This window comes from Burkholderia anthina (genome assembly GCF_902498995.1).
Classification (GTDB): domain Bacteria; phylum Pseudomonadota; class Gammaproteobacteria; order Burkholderiales; family Burkholderiaceae; genus Burkholderia; species Burkholderia anthina.
The window spans coordinates 16,397-30,559 of record NZ_CABVLY010000033.1 but is presented as its reverse complement, the minus strand read 5'-3'; the positions used below and the strand labels follow the sequence as shown (position 1 = coordinate 30,559).

Genomic DNA, 14,163 nt, shown 5'->3' with positions numbered 1-14,163 from the left:
GTCTAGGGCCCGTTCACGCTAATCTCGGGCCCCAGCACCGCACCGTTCACGTCCTGCACCGTCACCGCGATCGGGATGCCGTCGCGCATGCTCTCGGTCACCACGCAATACGCATCGAAGCGGTCGAGCACACGCGTTGCCGCCGCCAGATCGGCCCACGTCTTGCCGACCGACAACGTAACGGCCATCGCGCCGACGCGATGCGATCCTGACGGACCGCGCGTCGCGCCGGGCGCGATCCGCGCTTCAGCGTTCGGGTTCGCGCGGCGTCCCGTACGCGACGAAATCGCGCTCGACTGCCGTTGCCTGATCCGGCGCATTTGCGTCGGTGGCTGACGCGCAATCGGCGGAAGCCGCGGAAGGTGCGGAAGGTGCGATACGTCCATCGATCAACACCTGCAACGCGTCGCGTTCGAGCACTTCGCATTCGAGCAACCGTCGCGCGATCCGCTCCAGCGCATCGCGACGCGCGCCCAGCGTCGCCAGGACACGCGCATGCGCGTCGGTCAGCAGCGTATGCACTTCGTCGTCGATCATCCGTGCGGTGTGCTCGCTGCACCGGCCGTCACCCGCACGCCATCCGCCCGGCATGCCGGCGTGCCCGTCCCCGTCGTCGAACGTCGCGAGCCCGATCTTCTCGCTCATTCCGTACTGCATCACCATGTGACGCGCCATCGCGGTCGCGCGTTCGAGATCGTTCTGCGCGCCCGTCGACACGTCGCCGAACACGAGCTCTTCGGCCACACGCCCGCCGAGCAGCGCGTCGATGCGATCGAGCAGCTCGCTGCGGCGCAGGACGTAGCGATCCTCGGTCGGCACCTGCTGCGTGTAGCCGAGCGCCGCCACGCCGCGCGGAATGATCGACACCTTCTTCACCGGATCGCAATGCGCGCGGCTTTCCGCGACGAGCGCGTGACCGGCTTCGTGATACGCGATCGTCAGCTTCTCCTGCGCGTTCATCACGCGGCTCTTGCGCTCGAGCCCGGTGAGCGCGCGATCGATCGCCTCGTCGAAATCGTCCATCCCGATCGCCGGCTTGCCGAGTTCGGCCGCATGCAGCGCGGCCTCGTTGACGACGTTCGCGAGATCCGCGCCGACGAAACCCGGCGTACGCGACGCGAGCTCGCCGAGATCGACATCGGTCGCGAGCTTCACGCGCTTCACGTGCACGCCGAGAATCTGGCGGCGGCCGTTCACGTCGGGCCGGTCGATCGCGATGTGACGATCGAAGCGGCCCGGGCGCAGCAGCGCCGGATCGAGGATTTCCGGCCGGTTGGTCGCGGCCATGATGATCACGCCGGAGCCGGCCTGGAAGCCGTCCATCTCGACGAGCAACTGGTTGAGCGTCTGCTCGCGCTCGTCGTTGCCCGACATCGGCCCGACGCCGCGCACCTTGCCGAGCGCATCGAGCTCGTCGACGAACACGATGCACGGCGCCTTTTGCTGCGCCTGTTCGAACAAGTCGCGCACGCGAGCGGCGCCGACGCCGACGAACATCTCGACGAACGCGGAGCCGCTGATCGAGAAGAACGGTACGGCCGCCTCGCCGGCCACCGCGCGCGCGAGCAGCGTCTTGCCCGTGCCCGGCGCGCCGACGACGAGCACGCCCTTCGGGATCTTGCCGCCGAGCCGCTGGTAGCGATCGGGGTTGCGCAGGAACGCGACGAGCTGCTGCAACTCGGCCTTCGCTTCGTCGATGCCGGCGATGTCGTCGAACGTGATGCCGGTTTCCTGCTGCACGTACACGCGTGCGCGGCTCTTGCCCATCCCGGTGAAGTCCTGCAGCCCGCCGCGCTTGCGCAGCATCAGGTTCCAGATGAACACGAACGCGACCAGCGGCACCAGCCACGACGCGAGCGACGTGATCCAGCCGGTGTCGGACGCGCCGTGATAACGGATGCCGGCGGCGGTCAGCGCATCGATCAGTTGCGGGTCGGTCACGCGATTGGTCGAGAAGCGCCACGGCGTGCCGGCCGACTTCACGGCCTCGACCTCGGACGCCGGCAGCATCGGGCCGGCCTGCGGCATCTTCAACGTGCCCGAGATCGCGGTCGAGCCGATCTCGAGATCGTCGACGAGCCGTGCCGCGACGAGCCGGTGGAAATCGCTGTACGCGATCACCGTCGACGCCGGACGCAGCATCAGCAACTGCGCGGCGAACAGCACGAAGAAGCCTGCCGCGATCAGCAATCCTGCGTAGTCGAGTTTCCTGTCCATCGCATCGGGCCGGCTGCGTGCACCGTGCGGCGTGCTGGCGCGTGCTCGCGCGCCCGGCCGGCGCACGGCATCGGCAGCCCGGCGCGCACGGCATGCACCCGCGCCATCGTCGCCTCGTTTCGTCGCATGAATGACACCGCGGCGGCACCGTCGGCCGACGCCACCGGGCGACCTTCTCCAGGGCAACACCATGTGACGCGCCGCCCCTCATTCAAGTCTAGTTCGCGCACGCGCGTCGCGCAGCGTCCGACAAACACCTTTCATCGGCGCGGCCGGCCGCGTTATAGTCGCATTCGTGACATTTTTGTGACAACCGCATGGCGTGGCGCAATCGCCCATGCGGTTGTTGCGTCCCGTCTCGCGTCGCGGCAGGCTGTGCGACGCTGCCGCGCATCGAACGACAACCGCCCATTCGAGGAGCACACGACGTGAACGACACCCCCGATCGCCCCGACGACCTTCCCGTTGATCCCGAGCGCCGCCGCGTACTCGGCGGCCTCGCCGCGCTCGGCGCGGGCGTCGCGCTCGGCGGCTGCGAGACCGTGCCGGGCGGCGCGCCGCGCTCCGCCGCCGACCTGCGGCTCGACGAAGCGCTGCGCCGGCAGGTGCGCCACATCGTCGTGATCTATGCGGAGAACCGCAGTTTCGCGAACCTGTACGGCGATTTCCCGGGCGTGCGCTATCCGTTGAGCAACGTGCAGCCCGCGCATGCGCAGCAGCTCGATCGCGACGGCAAGACGCCGCTGCCGGTGCTGCCGAAGATCTGGGGCGGGCTCGTGCCGCAGGCGCAGGAAGTGGACGGCAAGCGCTACGCGATCGCCGAGCGCGACATCGACAAGCTGCCGAACGCGCCGTTCCGGCTCGCCGACACGCAAGGCCAGCCGCTGCCGAACGGCGTGATCACGCGCGACCTGTGGCACCGCTTCTACCAGAACCAGATGCAGATCGCGGGCGGGCGCAACGACCAGTTCGCCGCATGGGCCGATTCGGGCGGCCTCGTGATGGGCCACTACCGCAATTCGGCCGACACGCTGCGGCTGTGGAATCTCGCGCGGCAATACACGCTGTGCGACAACTTCTTCATGGCGGCCTTCGGCGGTTCGTGGCTCAACCACATGTTCCTGATTTCCGCGCAACCGCCGATCTATCCGGATGCGCACAAGCAACCGCATGCCGGGAAGCTGCTGTCGAAGGTCGACGGCGACGATCCGGCCGGCACGCGCCTGACGCTCGCCGCCGATTCGCCGGCGTCCGCGCTCGACGGTCCGCCGAAGTTCGCGGGCGACGGCCCGCTGACGCCCGACGGCTACGGCGTCAACACGATGGCGCCGCCGTACCAGCCGAGCTACGTGCCGCCGCCCGACCCGGGCAACGCCGCGTATGCGGACCCGTCGGATCACCGCGTGATCCCGCCGCAGGCCCATGCGACGATCGGCGATCGCCTGTCGGAAAAGAACGTCGACTGGGCGTGGTACAGCGGTGCGTGGCAGTACGCGCTCGACCACCGCGATACCGGCACCGTGCCTGATTTCCAGTACCACCATCAACCGTTCAACTACTTCGCGAACTACGCGCCGGGCACCGACGCGCGCCGCCGGTACCTGCGCGACGCGGGCCTCGGCGACGAACCGTCGACCAACCACTTCATCGCCGACATCGACGCGGGCCGCCTGCCGGCCGTCACGTTCTACAAGCCGCAGGGCAACCTGAACATGCACGCGGGCTACGCGGACGTCGAATCGGGCGATCGTCACATCGCGAACGTGATCGAGCACATCCGGCGCGGCCCGCAATGGGCGAACACGGTGATCGTGATGACGCACGACGAGAACGGCGGCTGGTGGGATCACGTCGCGCCGCCGGTCGGCGATCGCTGGGGCCCGGGCTCGCGGATTCCGGCGCTGGTGATCTCGCCGTTCGCGAAGAAGGGCCACGTCGATCACACGCTGTACGACACGAACTCGATCCTGCGCTTCATCAGCCGCGTGCACGGGCTCGCACCGCTCGACGGCGTCGCCGCGCGCGACAAGGCGTTCGCGGCGCGCAACGCAACGCCGCCGGGCGACCTGACCAACGCGCTCGATCTCGCATGACGGCGCGATGACAGGCGGACGTCCGCGTGACGTCCGCATCGAACGACGACGCCCCGGCGCAACGCAGTTGCCCGGGGCGTCGTTTTTTTCGGATGAACTACGCCGCGCTGCGCAACGCGTCGGTCAGCGCATGCGCCGCGTGGCGGCCGGCCTGCCGGCCGAAGAACGTCGCATCGGCCAGCGACAGCCCCGAGCTGTATCCGGCGCCCCAGCGCGGCAGCCCGCAGCTCGTGCGGCCGGCCGCATAGAGGCCCGCCACCGGCGTGCGCGTCGCGTCGAGCACCTGCCCGGTCGGCAGCGTATCGAGCCCGCCCAGCGTGAAATGCGGGTAGAACGCGTAGTCGATCCGGCAATCGAGCGCGACGAACGGCGGCTCGATCAGCGGCTTCAGCCATTTCTTCGCCTTGTGGAACAGCGGATCGACGCCTTCGGCCGCATGACGGTTGTACACGTCGATGGTCGCCGTCAGCGTGCCGGCCGGCATCCGCAGATCGCGCTCGACTTCCTCCCAGGTCTCGCCCGCCGCCGCGATGCCGATCCGCGCGATGTCGGGCGGTGCCTGGTAGGTCGCCTGATCGACTAGCAGGTAGATCCGGTCGTCGGCCTGATGGAACGCGTGATGGCCCGTGCGGCCGTGATAGCCGTCCTCGTTGATGAAACGCTGGCCGCGCGCGTTCACGAAGATCCCGTGGATCAGCGATTCGGGCGCGTAGAACGGCAGGCTGACGAAGCCCTGGTCCATGTGGATCGCCGCGCCCCCCGCGCTCTGGCCGAGCAGGATGCCCGAACCGTCGTCGCCGGGGCTGCCGATCGGTTCGTTCGAGCGCAGCAGTTGCGGCGCGTGCCGGCGCACCATGTCGCGGTTCATCGCAAAGCCGCCGGCGCACAGGATCACCGCGCGGCGCGCGCACACGAACGCCGTCTCGCCGTATGCGCGCAGTACGACGCCGCGCACCGCGCCGGCATCGTCGACGATCAGCGCGAGCGCCCGGGTGTCGTAGCGCGTCGCGACGCCGAGCGCCTGCACGCGCCCGGCCAGCACGCGCATCAGCATCTGGCCGCCGCCCCAGCCCGGCCATTGCGGCGTGTGGCCGCGCGGGCACGGCTTCGCGGCGTCGCAGAACGGCCACGCTTCCTCGCTGCCGGACCAGATCAGGCAGTCGTCGCTTTCCGGCTCGACGATCCGCTCGGGAATGAACGTGTTCTTGTACGTGAGGCCCTGTGCGACCAGCCAGTCGTGGTGCGCGAGGCTTTCATTCGCATAGACGCGCACCTTCGCTTCGTCGGCGTCGCGGCCGCCCGCGAGCATCAGGTAGCGGTACAGGTCGTCGGTTTCGTCGACGAAGCCGGCCTGACGCTGCGCCGGCGTGCCGCCGCTGCCGCCGAGGTAGATCTCGCCGCCGGACAGCGCGCTCGTGCCGCCGTAGCTCGATGCGCGTTCGACGATCAGCGTGTCGGCGCCGGCACTCGCGGCTTCGATCGCCGCGCATGCGCCGGCCGCGCCGAAGCCGACGATCACGACGTCGTGTTCGGCGTCCCAGCGATGCACGTCGCGGGCGTTCAGGGGGCGGGTCAGGGAGTATTCGGATGACATGGGCGTGGATAGGCGTGAACGGAATGCGTGAAAGGCGATGGTCGGGGTGGCGGCTGGCCTGGCTGCGTCGCGGCCGGATGCGAACGTCACCGCGTCGTGGATGCCGATACGGGCGGTGCGGCGTCGTGAATGCGGGGCGGCGGCGCGACATCGCGCGGCGGCCGGGAATCGAATGACGAGAGACCGGATCGGCAATGCGATCCGGCCGATGCGCAACCCATGCCGCGATGGCCTTCGCGCAAGCCGTCCGCACGCCGCTGCACCGTGTCACAGCGGCGTCCTTCCGACACGGCGCGCGGCCGCGCCGGCGTCACATGCCGCGCAATGCGGCGAAACCGAAGTGCGACGGCTCGATCGGCACGCAACCGGTCGGCAGGCCGTTCTGGTCGACCGAGCGGCATTGCAGGATGCCGGCCGCATACGGCGGCGACGGGACGCGATCGGCGCCGTATCGCGCCATCGCCATCGCAGCGAACGTGCCCATCGCCAATACGCACAGCTTGCGAGTCGTGAGTCTCATGATCGTCGTCCCCTTCGGTTGACCGCTCCCGCGGTTCGAATCCGGCTCGGTGGCAAACCACACCGGATGACTGCACGGTAGCCAGCGCCGGGCCCGCAGCCATCGTCCGTTTCGACTAGGGGCAAACGCGAGGCAGGCGCCGGACGCGTTTTTGCGGCGCAACATCGCGTGAGGTGGCTCGCCGAGTCGATTGGAAAAAGCATGAGCGACTGCCTTGCGTGACCGGCCGCGTCATCCTCCGGCGAATGCCGCATCACGCACGCCGCGCCGCAGCATCGGACGATGCGCGATCGCCGCTCCCGGTGTTTTCCCCGAGCCGCGTCCTGCTCCGTATGGACGATGAGAATCGATCGGTCCGATGCGAACCTGCGCATCGACGTCGCAATGCCGCCACGTCCGCATGCGCGGCGTGGCCGACTCTTTCCGTACATCCACGGGAGCACTGCATGACCGATTCGAATCCCCGCCACGCGCTGTACGAGCTGGCGTGCCGTTACGCGCAAGCCGTCGACCGGCGCGACTGGCCGCGCCTTGCCGCCCTCTTCACCGCCGACGCGCGGCTCGACGGCCCCGGTTTCCGCTTCGACGACCGCGATGCGATCGTCGCCGGCATGCACGTGATCGAGCGTTACGAGACGACCCAGCATCACGTGCACAACCAGCTCGTCACGCTCGACGGCGGCGAGGCCGACGTCGAGACGTACGGCGTCGCGTGCCACGTCTATGTGCGCGACGGCGTGAAGCGCAAGCTCGACTGGGGGCTGCGCTATCGCGACCGCTGCGTGTTCGACGGCGCGGCGTGGCGCTTCGCCGCGCGCACGCTGCACGTCGACTGGTCGCAGGACCTGCCGCTGGAGGGCTGAACGATGCGCTCGTCACGCCCCCTCGCCGGCCGCACCGCGCTCGTCACGGGCGGCGCGGGCGGCATCGGCGCGGCCCGCGCGCAGGACGTGCGCCAGGCGCTCGAAGCAATGTCTGAGCGGCATCCGTTCATTTGATACGGCGCGCCTGCGCCGTCACCGGAGACACCATGAAAATCCTGATCATCGGCGGCACCGGCCTCATCGGCGGCCACGCGGCGCTGCACCTGCACGCGCAGGGCAACCACGTGACGCTCGCCGCGCGCAAACCGCCCGCACCGGGCAGCGCGCTCACGCAATTCGACGTGCTGCAACGCGACTACGTGGCCGGCAACTTCACGCGCGACGATCTCGCGCCGTTCGATGCGATCGTGTTCGCGGCCGGCAACGACATTCGTCATCTGCCGCCGGGCACCGACGAAGCCGCGCACTGGGAACGCGCGAACGTCGAAGCTGTGCCGCGCTTCTTCGCGCTCGCGCGCGAGGCCGGCGTGAAGCGCGCGGTGCTGGTCGGCAGCTTCTATCCGCAGGTCGCGCCGGAGTTGGTCGACAGCGTGCCGTACGTGCGCTCGCGCCATCTCGCCGACGAACGCGTGCGCGCGCTCGGGTCGCCGTCGTTCGCGGTGTGCAGCGTCAATGCGCCGTTCGTGGTCGGGTCGGTGCCGGGGCTGCGCAACGAGATGTTCGCCGCATATACCCGCTACGCACAGGGCAAGATCGCCGGATTGCCGGTATACGGGCCAGCCGGCGGCAGCAACTTCATCTCGACGCAATCGCTGTCGGAAGCGATCCGGGGCGCGCTGCAACGCGGCGAAACCGGCAAGGCCTATCTCGTCGGCGACGAGAACCTGAGCTTCGCCGACTACTTCGCGGCGTTCTTCCGCGCGGCCGGCAATCCGCAGACGGTACCGTCGCTCGACCACGCGCATCCGCTGCTGCCGGACCTCGCGATCTATACGGGGCGCGGCAACGTCGTGTCGTACGAGCCCGATCCTGCCGATACCGCGCTGCTGCGCTACCGGCGCGGCGACGTGCAGCGCGCGGTGAACGAAGTGGTCGCGCATTGCGGCGCGTAGGCGCACGGCGCGACACACGCGAAACGAAACAAGACGCGAAGCGTAAACGACGACGTCCCGCCGCCGGCGATGCATGCCGGCGGCGGGACGTTCGGGCGTTGACTGCGCGACCTCGTAGCGTCGATGCGGATCGTCAGCCGCCGATGCGCTGTTCGATCTTGTTCATCGTGTCGGTCAGCTCGGCGGGCAGACGCAGCTTCAGCGTGTCGAACAGCTTCGCGTGCAGCTTCAGCTCCTCGCGCCATTCGTCCGCGTTCATCGACGTCACCCAATCGAACTGCTCACGCGTGAAGTCGAGCCCGTCCCAATGCAGGTCGTCATAGGCCGGCGACACGCCGAACGCATGTTCGCCGCCGCCGCCGTTGCCTTCGAGGCGATCGAGCATCCACTTCAGCACGCGCATGTTCTCGCCGAAGCCCGGCCACACGAACTTGCCGTTCGCGTCCTTGCGGAACCAGTTCACGCAGTAGATCTTCGGCAGCTTCGCGCCCGCGCCTTCGAGCTGCTTGCCGAGCTTCAGCCAGTGCGCGAAATAGTCGCTCACGTTGTAGCCGCAGAACGGCAGCATCGCGAACGGGTCGCGGCGCACGATGCCTTGCTGGCCGACGGCCGCGGCGGTCGTCTCCGAGCCCATCGTCGCGGCCATGTACACGCCTTCGACCCAGTCGCGCGCTTCGGTCACGAGCGGCACGGTCGTCGAGCGGCGGCCGCCGAAGATGAATGCATCGATCGGCACGCCGGCCGGGTTCTCCCATTCGCCGTCGATCGACGGGCATTGCGACGCCGGCGCGGTGAAGCGCGAGTTCGGATGCGCGGCCTTGCGGCCCGTCTCCTTGCCGATTTCAGGCGTCCACGGGTTGCCCTGCCAGTCGGTCAGCTTCGCGGGCGGCGTGTCGGTCAGCCCTTCCCACCACACGTCGCCGTCTTCCGTCAGCGCGACGTTCGTGAAGATCACGTTTTCCTTGAGCGTCGCGATCGCGTTCGGATTGGTCTTCACGCCGGTGCCCGGCGCGACGCCGAAGAAGCCGGCTTCCGGGTTGATCGCGTACAGGCGGCCGTCGCGGCCCGGCTTCAGCCACGCGATGTCGTCGCCGATCGTCGTGACCTTCCAGCCGTCGAAGCCCTGCGGCGGAATCAGCATCGCGAAGTTGGTCTTGCCGCACGCGGACGGGAATGCCGCCGCGACGTGATACTTCTTGCCGGCCGGCGACGTCACGCCGAGGATCAGCATGTGTTCGGCGAGCCAGCCCTGGTCGCGGCCCATCGTCGATGCGATGCGCAGCGCGAAGCACTTCTTGCCGAGCAGCGCGTTGCCGCCGTAGCCCGAGCCGAAGCTCCAGATCTCGCGCGTCTCGGGGAAATGCACGATGTACTTCACCGGGTTGCACGGCCACGGCACGTCCTTCTGCCCCGCTTCGAGCGGGTGGCCGACGCTGTGTACGCACGGCACGAACTCGCCGTCCTCGCCGAGCACGTCGTACACCTCGCGGCCCATGCGCGTCATGATCCGCATGTTCACCGCCACGTACGGACTGTCGGACAGCTCGACGCCGACGTGCGCGATCGGCGAGCCGAGCGGGCCCATCGAGAACGGCACGACGTACAGCGTGCGGCCGCGCATCGAGCCGCGGAACAGCCCGTTCAGCGTCTCGCGCATCTCGTCCGGCGCGATCCAGTTGTTGGTCGGGCCGACGTCGTCGGCCGACGGCGTGCAGATGAAGGTGCGGTCCTCGACACGCGCGACGTCCGACGGATCGGATTGCGCGAGATACGAGTTCGGGCGCTTCGCCGGGTTCAGGCGCGTGAGCGTGCCCTGATCGACCATCGCCTGGCAGAGTGCGTCGTTTTCTTCCTGCGAGCCGTCGCACCACACGACGCGTTCGGGCTCCGTGAGCTCGGCGATGCGCGACACCCAGTCGATCAGCTTGCGATGTTTGACGAATGCCGGCGGAGCGATCAGCGGGCCGTGCGTTGCTTCGGCCGTAGTGTTTTGCGACATGGGAATGTCTCCAGATTATTGGGCGGGGATGGGGGGTGCGGGGCGAGCCCGCGAGATGAGGAATGCGATCGGAGCGCAGGATGCAGCGACGCGCAAAGCGGGACGCGCGAGCGGAGCGCGTGTCGATGCCGCGATGCGGGCGAGAGAATGTGATGTCTCGTATGAGCGTGCGAACGCGAGTTTCGCCATGCAAGCAACCTGCCGTACAACTCCATGCCGGCCAGCATACCATCGCCGTTATCGGGCGGGCGTTGCGTTGCAACAAGAAACAACTGTGACGCCCTGCCGGCATGACGCTTGCCGGCAGGTTCTTTTTACTGCGCGCACGCAGTCGCTTTGGGGACGAATCCGCTGGAACGTCCGCCCGGCAAGGGTTTCGCGAAGACGGAAAAAACCGCGCGACGCATTCGCGCACGCACACGCGAACCCGCTCGGCCCGAATTAGCGTTTTCGCTATTCAGGCAAACCCCGAATTAGGTTGCGTACACAAACATCCGGCATGAATGCGTTGTGTACGCTACCGCTCAAAACGGCGCGCCCGGCAATCCGGGGTAATACGCGCCCGCCGCCATCCCGCCGTCGACGGACAGTTCTGCGCCGTTGCAGTACGACGCCTCGTCGCTTGCGAGAAACAGCGTCGCGCGCGCGATTTCGTCAGGCAGGCCGACGCGCTGCAGCGGCACGTGCGTGTAGTGCTTGTTGACCTCGTCGAGCGGCGCGCCGGCCGGATTCGACATCGCGGTGTTCACGCCGCCCGGATGGATCGAATTCACGCGCACGCCCTGGTGCCCGAGTTCGAGCGCCGCAACCTTGGTGAGTCCGCGCACGCCCCACTTGCTCGATACGTACGCGGCCAGCGCGTTCACGCCGCGCAGCCCGTCCACCGACGAGATGTTGACGATCGACCCGCTCTTCTGCGCGATCATTCGCGGCGCGATCGTGCGGATGCCGACGAACGTGCCGACGAGATTGATCGACACCGCGCGCTCGAAATCGCGCTTCGACAACGCGGTGATCGCGCCGAACATCAGCACCGCCGCGTTGTTGACGAGCACGTCGATGCGGCCGAACTGCTCGACGGTCGCGTCGGCCACGCGTTGCCAGCCCGCTTCGTCGGCCACGTCGAGCCGCATGAAGCGCGCCGCGTCGCCGAGTTCGCGCGCGAGCGCTTCGCCTTGCGCGTCGAGCACGTCGCCGATCACGACGCGCGCGCCTTCCTCGACGAACAGCCGGCACGTCGCCGCCCCCATGCCGCGTGCGCCGCCCGTGACGATCGCCACCTTCCCTTCCAGTCGCCCCATGTCGTCCTCTTCCCGATTGTTCCGATTGTTCCGATGCTTTCCGGTTCCGGCTTGCCGGCCGCGATGCGCGACGGCGCGCACGCGTGGCGGCCCGTGCCTGGCGATGCGCGCATCCCGCGCGCGCCGTCAGCCCCAGTACGCCTGTCCGCCGTCGAGCGGCAACGTCGCGCCCGTCAGATACGCGGCGTCGCGGCTCGCGAGCAACACGATCGCGCGCCCGATGTCCTGCTCGCAGTCGCCGACGCGGCCGAGCGGGATCGTGCGGAAGAACGCGGCGGCTTCGTCCGGGTTCGCATCGACCCAGCCCTTCAGCCCCGGAGACAGCGCATGCGGTGCGACCGCGTTCACGCGGATGCCGTCGGCGCCCCACTCGCAGGCGGCCGCCCGCGTGAGCGCGCGGATCGCTTCCTTGGTCGCCGCGTATGCGCCGTAACCGGACGTATCCCAGCGCACCGCGGCCGACGACGCGAAATTGACGATCACGCCATCGCCTTTCAGATGCGAATGACATGCGCGCATCATCCGCAGCGTCGCGATCGGCCCCGATTCGAGGCCCGCGAGAAAATCCGCGTCCGTCACGTCGAGCAGGCGGCCGAGCGGCACGACCTGCGCGTTGTTGATCAGGATCTGCACGCCGCGAAACCGCTCGACGACCGCATCGACGCACTGCGCGATCTGTTCGGCGTCCATCACGTCGCAGACGAACGGCTCCGCAACGCCGCCGCGTGCGCGAATCGCCTCGCACGTCGCGACCAGCTTGTCGCGCGTGCGGCCGACCACGGCCACCGCCGCGCCTTCGGCCGCGAGCGCATGCGCGACGCCTTGTCCGACGCCTTGCCCCGCGCCCGTCACGAGCGCGACCTTGCCATCGAGATTGCCCATGGCGCGCGCCTTACGCCACGATCGCCGGATGCGCCTGCACGGGGCCGCCGAGCATGTCGCGATACGACGGCGGCTGCTTGCCGTCGAGATCCGCGATGCCGTACCGCAGCGCGGCTTCCGCGCCGACCAGCACCTGCCCCGACAGCGCCATGCGTTGCGGATCGGCGTGGATCGCCTGAATCACGCGGCCGGTGAATTCCGGGCTTTCGGCGACGAGCGAGAATTCCTTGTACAGATCGGGATGCTCGCGCCACACGCGCGTCGTGCGCTCGGTGCGCAGCGGGCCCATCCAGATCGACACGGCGGCCACGTCGAACGGTTTCAGGTCGACCGCCATGTCCTTCGCGAACTTGTCGACGCCGGACTTCTGCGCGCCGTAAGCCGCGCCGTGCATGTAGCAGCTCGCGCCGAACGACGACGTGAACGCGATCAGACCTCTGCGGCGCTTCGCCATCAGCGGCGCCGCGTGCCAGCTCGCCACGTAGGCCGAGCGCAGCCCGACGTCGAGGATGTTCACGAGGTCGAGCGACTTCTCCCAGAACGGGCCGGGCAGGATCAGCTGATCGTGCAGATAGGTCGCGTTGTTGACGAGGATGTCGAGCTGCCCGCTTTCGCGTTCGACACGCTCGAACAGCGCCTTCACCTGCGCGTCGTCCGCGTGGTCGCACGCGACCGCGATCCCGCGGCCGCCGAGCGCGTCGATCTCGCGCGCCGTCTCGTGGATCGTGCCGGGCAGCGGCGCATCGCCTTCGTGCTGCGAGCGGCCCGTCACGTAGACGGTCATGCCGGCCGCGCCGAGCGCGAGCGCGATGCCCTTGCCCGCGCCGCGCGACGCGCCCGTCACGACGGCGACCGGCGCCTCGTGGTTCTGTGTCATGTTCGATGTCTCCTGGGGAATGGTCTCGACCGGCGTCGAGGTGCGTGGCGTCACGCGGCCGGCGGCTGCGCGCCGGCGAACAGCACGCCCGGCACATCGCCTTCGTAGCGGGCGGACAGCGTCGACGTGACGACGCAGCGCGTGGCCGCGATCTTCCATTCGCCGTCGACCTTCCGGTATTCGTCGTCGTAGGTCGCGCCGAGCTGCGTGAGCGTGTGCGCGTGCGTATCGAGCATCTGGTAATGGAGCCCCCACGTGCCGCGTGCATGCGTGTCGTCGAGCACGGTGATGTCGGGGTTCACGCCGTGGTGCATCTCGACGATGTGCGGATGGCAGCCGAGCCGCTCGAACACGTCGACGAGCGCGTCGCGATGGTCGAACGTGCCGATCCGCCCGTAGTCGATGTGCACGGCGCCGGGCGCGAAACAGTCGCGCATGCCCCGCGGGTCCTTCCGGTCGCAGCACGTGAAGTAGCGGGCCTTCAGGCGGCGGATCGCATCGGCGTCCTCGAGCCTGCGCACGCGCGCTTCCATTCGTTCGATCGGGGTCATGCCGTCTCCTTGGTCTCGTGTGCGCGGCTCGAAGCCGCGTCGACGCCACGTTACAGGCGCACGAGAGCGCGGCCATCACCTGTTTGGATGAATCCGGTGGTCTGTATCGGCATGCGCCGACGATGCCGTCGCCGCGTTCGTCCGAACAGACGATGTGACGCGGGCGGCTTCGTTCCTACCATCGAACGACACC

General features: G+C 68.7%; 13 protein-coding genes. 4 read left to right on the top strand and 9 right to left on the bottom strand.

The genetic code is table 11. The features are described 5' to 3' along the window. Positions 1-2: 2 nt before the first annotated feature. Together BME24068_RS30665 and ftsH are read right to left on the bottom strand one after the other, a co-directional pair. Positions 3-188, bottom strand: a complete 186-nt coding sequence (locus BME24068_RS30665; protein WP_239008075.1) for a hypothetical protein — start codon at positions 186-188, stop codon at positions 3-5. Between the two features lie 58 nt (positions 189-246). Next, positions 247-2,217 carry an ATP-dependent zinc metalloprotease FtsH gene (gene ftsH / locus BME24068_RS30660; RefSeq protein WP_174928294.1) on the bottom strand — a complete coding sequence of 657 codons (1,971 nt, stop codon included), beginning with the start codon at positions 2,215-2,217 and terminating at the stop codon, positions 247-249. Between the two features lie 428 nt (positions 2,218-2,645). Here ftsH and BME24068_RS30655 point away from each other — a divergent pair, with 428 nt between their 5' ends. Further along, on the top strand, positions 2,646-4,310 hold the full coding sequence (locus BME24068_RS30655; protein ID WP_174928293.1) for an acid phosphatase: 1,665 nt from the start codon (positions 2,646-2,648) through the stop codon (positions 4,308-4,310). A 97-nt stretch (positions 4,311-4,407) separates the two neighbouring features. Here the strand turns inward: BME24068_RS30655 and BME24068_RS30650 are convergent, their stop codons facing one another. Together BME24068_RS30650 and BME24068_RS30645 are read right to left on the bottom strand one after the other, a co-directional pair. After that, a complete protein-coding gene (locus tag BME24068_RS30650) occupies positions 4,408-5,904 on the bottom strand; it encodes an FAD-dependent oxidoreductase (RefSeq protein ID WP_174928292.1) in 1,497 nt (498 codons plus the stop codon). Positions 5,905-6,214: 310 nt separating this feature from the next. Beyond that, entirely contained in the window at positions 6,215-6,424 is a 210-nt protein-coding gene (locus BME24068_RS30645; protein WP_096499455.1) for a hypothetical protein, read from the bottom strand. 446 nt (positions 6,425-6,870) lie between these two features. Between BME24068_RS30645 and BME24068_RS30640 the strand changes: the two genes are divergently transcribed. The 3 genes from BME24068_RS30640 to BME24068_RS30635 are packed head-to-tail and all read left to right on the top strand — an operon-like array spanning position 6,871 to position 8,360. Continuing rightward, the gene (locus BME24068_RS30640; RefSeq protein WP_174928291.1) at positions 6,871-7,287 is read left to right on the top strand and encodes a nuclear transport factor 2 family protein; all 417 of its coding nucleotides are present in this window, start codon (positions 6,871-6,873) and stop codon (positions 7,285-7,287) included. Between the two features lie 3 nt (positions 7,288-7,290). Further along, a complete protein-coding gene (locus BME24068_RS35340; RefSeq protein ID WP_275405008.1) occupies positions 7,291-7,422 on the top strand; it encodes a hypothetical protein in 132 nt (43 codons plus the stop codon). A gap of 32 nt (positions 7,423-7,454) precedes the next feature. Beyond that, on the top strand, positions 7,455-8,360 hold the full coding sequence (locus BME24068_RS30635) for an NAD-dependent epimerase/dehydratase family protein (protein ID WP_174928290.1): 906 nt from the start codon (positions 7,455-7,457) through the stop codon (positions 8,358-8,360). A gap of 133 nt (positions 8,361-8,493) precedes the next feature. Here the strand turns inward: BME24068_RS30635 and BME24068_RS30630 are convergent, their stop codons facing one another. The 5 genes from BME24068_RS30630 to BME24068_RS30610 all read right to left on the bottom strand — a co-directional run bounded on the left by BME24068_RS30630 (position 8,494) and on the right by BME24068_RS30610 (position 13,970). Then, positions 8,494-10,359, bottom strand: coding sequence for a phosphoenolpyruvate carboxykinase (GTP) (locus tag BME24068_RS30630; protein WP_096499461.1), 1,866 nt, complete (start codon positions 10,357-10,359; stop codon positions 8,494-8,496). 524 nt (positions 10,360-10,883) lie between these two features. Further along, entirely contained in the window at positions 10,884-11,660 is a 777-nt protein-coding gene (locus tag BME24068_RS30625; RefSeq protein ID WP_174928289.1) for a glucose 1-dehydrogenase, read from the bottom strand. Between the two features lie 126 nt (positions 11,661-11,786). Then, positions 11,787-12,542: an SDR family NAD(P)-dependent oxidoreductase gene (locus tag BME24068_RS30620; RefSeq protein WP_174928288.1), complete on the bottom strand. Its 756-nt coding sequence runs from the start codon at positions 12,540-12,542 to the stop codon at positions 11,787-11,789. Between the two features lie 10 nt (positions 12,543-12,552). Beyond that, positions 12,553-13,419, bottom strand: a complete 867-nt coding sequence (locus tag BME24068_RS30615; RefSeq protein ID WP_174928287.1) for an SDR family NAD(P)-dependent oxidoreductase — start codon at positions 13,417-13,419, stop codon at positions 12,553-12,555. 50 nt (positions 13,420-13,469) lie between these two features. Continuing rightward, positions 13,470-13,970 (bottom strand): nuclear transport factor 2 family protein, encoded by a 501-nt coding sequence (locus BME24068_RS30610; protein ID WP_174928286.1) that lies wholly within the window; start codon positions 13,968-13,970, stop codon positions 13,470-13,472. Positions 13,971-14,163 lie beyond the last annotated feature (193 nt).

Excerpts from the sequence above, each read along its gene's own strand:
- BME24068_RS30665 (WP_239008075.1), bottom strand. The coding sequence starts at position 188 with ATGGCCGTTACGTTGTCGGTCGGCAAGACGTGGGCCGATCTGGCGGCG.
- ftsH (WP_174928294.1), bottom strand. The coding sequence starts at position 2,217 with ATGGACAGGAAACTCGACTACGCAGGATTGCTGATCGCGGCAGGCTTC.
- BME24068_RS30650 (WP_174928292.1), bottom strand. The coding sequence starts at position 5,904 with ATGTCATCCGAATACTCCCTGACCCGCCCCCTGAACGCCCGCGACGTG.
- BME24068_RS30645 (WP_096499455.1), bottom strand. The coding sequence starts at position 6,424 with ATGAGACTCACGACTCGCAAGCTGTGCGTATTGGCGATGGGCACGTTC.
- BME24068_RS30640 (WP_174928291.1), top strand. The coding sequence starts at position 6,871 with ATGACCGATTCGAATCCCCGCCACGCGCTGTACGAGCTGGCGTGCCGT.
- BME24068_RS35340 (WP_275405008.1), top strand. The coding sequence starts at position 7,291 with ATGCGCTCGTCACGCCCCCTCGCCGGCCGCACCGCGCTCGTCACGGGC.
- BME24068_RS30635 (WP_174928290.1), top strand. The coding sequence starts at position 7,455 with ATGAAAATCCTGATCATCGGCGGCACCGGCCTCATCGGCGGCCACGCG.
- BME24068_RS30630 (WP_096499461.1), bottom strand. The coding sequence starts at position 10,359 with ATGTCGCAAAACACTACGGCCGAAGCAACGCACGGCCCGCTGATCGCT.
- BME24068_RS30625 (WP_174928289.1), bottom strand. The coding sequence starts at position 11,660 with ATGGGGCGACTGGAAGGGAAGGTGGCGATCGTCACGGGCGGCGCACGC.
- BME24068_RS30620 (WP_174928288.1), bottom strand. The coding sequence starts at position 12,542 with ATGGGCAATCTCGATGGCAAGGTCGCGCTCGTGACGGGCGCGGGGCAA.
- BME24068_RS30615 (WP_174928287.1), bottom strand. The coding sequence starts at position 13,419 with ATGACACAGAACCACGAGGCGCCGGTCGCCGTCGTGACGGGCGCGTCG.
- BME24068_RS30610 (WP_174928286.1), bottom strand. The coding sequence starts at position 13,970 with ATGACCCCGATCGAACGAATGGAAGCGCGCGTGCGCAGGCTCGAGGAC.